This is a genomic window from Caulobacter sp. P1_B12_2, assembly GCF_056406675.1.
In genome coordinates, this window is the sequence record NZ_JBFTZS010000733.1 from 1 (window position 1) to 1,949 (window position 1,949).

The window sequence follows — 1,949 nt, forward strand, 5'->3', positions numbered from 1 at the left end:
CGGCCCTGGAGATGAGCCAGGCCGGCGACGTGGCCGCCAGCCTCGTGGCCGACGCCAGCGGCGCCTGGCTGTCGGACAGCGACCTGGCCGAGGCCGGGGTGAAGTTCCAGTGGCTGCAAGGCACGCTGGTCGGCTCGCTGGCCGGCTATCGCCAGAACCGTACCCAGCTGACCGGCATCACCGGCACGCCCACCGGCACCCGCGCCAAGGGCGTGGAGCTGGAAGTCCGCTGGCTGGCCAGCGAGAACTTCAGCTTCACCTTCTCGGGCAACAGCCAACACACCACGGTCAAGGGCCCGGACACCTCGTTCCAGTACATCCCGGCCTACACCGCCGGCGTGCCCGGTTCGCAAGCCTTCGGCGGCACCTATGTGGTCTGGAGCTTCGCCGGCCTGCCGGGCCGCGCGGGCGACTACGACTACACCCTGATCCCCAAGTCGGTGGTCAGCCTGTACGGGGCCTACACCAGCGACGACTACACCTGGGGCAAGGTCGGCGGCGCGCTGGGCGTCACCCATGTGACCAAGACCGCGGGCACCGTCCAGAACGCCGTGACCTACCCGGCCTACTACGTCGCCAACGCCTCGGCCTACTACGAGTACGGGCCGTACACGGTGACGGCCAACATCGAGAACCTGTTCGACAAGCTCTACTTCACGCCCGACGCCGACAGCTACGCCAACCTCGGCGCGCTGCCCAGCAAGGGCCGCGAGTGGCGCGTGACCCTGTCGCGCAAGTTCTAGTTCCCTCGTCCCGCGCCCGGATGGGGCGCGGGCTGCTGCTGTTCCTGATCACCGCCTCAACCTTCTCGTCGCTGGGGATCGTCCTGCCGGCGATGATCAAGGAGCTGGGCTGGGGCTTCGGTCCCGCCTTCCTGGGCTTCACCTTCCTGGGCGCGTTCTGCGGGGCCTCGTCCAAGCTGCCGGCGATCCTGATCCGCAAGATCGGGGTGCGCGGCACGATCATCGCCGGCTCGGCGGTGATGGTCGCGGGCTTCGCGTGCCTCGCCGCCTCGCCGGGCCTGGCGGTCTATCTGGTCGGCACGGCCCTGCTGGGCGTGGGCTACCAGATGATGGCCCTGATCCCCGGCACCCATGTGCTGTCGATGCTGTTCAAGAAGCGGGCCCTGCCGTTCGGGATCTATTTCACCATCGGCTCGCTGGGCGGCGTGGTCGRGCCCTGGATGGCCGTCAGCGGCATGGAGTTGGCCCATGGCGGCTGGCGTCCCTACTGGTGGGCCCAGGCCGTCGCCTCGGTGGTGGTCGGCGCCCTGTGCGCGGCCCTGGTCGGCGGCCGCGCCTGGCTTGAAGCCGCCGCCGTCGAGACCGACAAGGCCGTGGCGGAGGACATCAAGGCCGCCCCCGTCAACACGAAGGTCTATCGCACCGCCACCGACTGGACGGTGAAGGAAGCCATCGCCACCCCGCAGTTCTGGGTGATCCTGGCCGCCTATTTCGCCCACCTGCTGGGCGGGGTGACCGCCGTCAGCCTGGCGCCGACCCACTTCAACGAGCTGGGCGTGATCTCGGCCGTCGCCGTGGCCGCCATCAGCCTGGAGTCCCTGATGCAGGTGGTGGCCCGGATGGGCGGCGGCCTGCTGGGCGATCGGATCGATCCGCGCTGGCTGCTGGCCGGCGCGCAAGGGATGATGGCCGTCGGCCTGCTGGCCCTGGCCCACGCCACCACCTGGCCGCTGCTGGCGCTGTTCGCGATCGGCGTGGGCGTCGGGTTCGGCCTGACGGTGCTGGCGGTCAGCATCCTTCTGCTCAACTACTATGGCCGCAAGAACAACCTGGAGATCTTCTCGCTGGTCTGCCTGGTCGGCGCGGTCTCGGCGCTCGGCCCGGTGGTCGGCGGCGTGATGCGTGACCAGCTCGGCAGCTTTGTCGCGACCTTCCAGGTGTGCGCGGCCATAATCGGCGTAATCTTCGTGGCGGCCTGCTTCATGC

2 protein-coding genes are annotated in these 1,949 nt (G+C 69.4%); both read left to right on the top strand.

All coding sequences use genetic code 11. The annotated features are described in order from the left end of the window. The coding region (locus AC1DZ6_RS25320; protein ID WP_477099842.1) for a TonB-dependent receptor domain-containing protein at positions 1–743 on the top strand (743 nt) is incomplete at its 5' end. Between the two features lie 20 nt (positions 744–763). Continuing rightward, a partial coding sequence (locus AC1DZ6_RS25325; RefSeq protein ID WP_477099843.1) for an MFS transporter occupies positions 764–1,949 on the top strand: 1,186 nt, incomplete at its 3' end.